General features: G+C 66.1%; 1 protein-coding gene. It reads left to right on the top strand.

Annotated elements, in window-relative coordinates:
- Positions 1-242 (top strand): GTP-binding protein (locus NR164_RS30345; RefSeq protein ID WP_306218380.1); only part of this gene is annotated, 242 nt, incomplete at both ends.

The raw sequence follows: 242 nt of genomic DNA, 5'->3' as shown, positions 1-242 counted from the left end.
TGCTGATCAATGAGTTCGGCGACGTCGGCATCGACCACCTGCTGGTGGAAGAGGTCGCGCCGGACACGGTGCTGCTGCCCGGCGGCTGCGTATGCTGCTCGATTCGCGGCGAACTCAAAGACGCATTGCTCAGCCTGTTGCAACGCCGCGAGCGCGGCGAGATCCCGGCCTTCAAGCGGGTGATCCTGGAAACCACCGGCCTGGCCGACCCGGCGCCGATCCTCGCGACCCTCAACAACGAC

The sequence above is a fragment of the Pseudomonas sp. Pse79 genome, assembly GCF_024519615.1.
Classification (GTDB): Bacteria; Pseudomonadota; Gammaproteobacteria; order Pseudomonadales; family Pseudomonadaceae; genus Aquipseudomonas; species Aquipseudomonas veronii.
The sequence above is the reverse complement of the archived record's forward strand: the minus strand, read 5'-3'. Positions and strand labels throughout refer to the sequence as shown.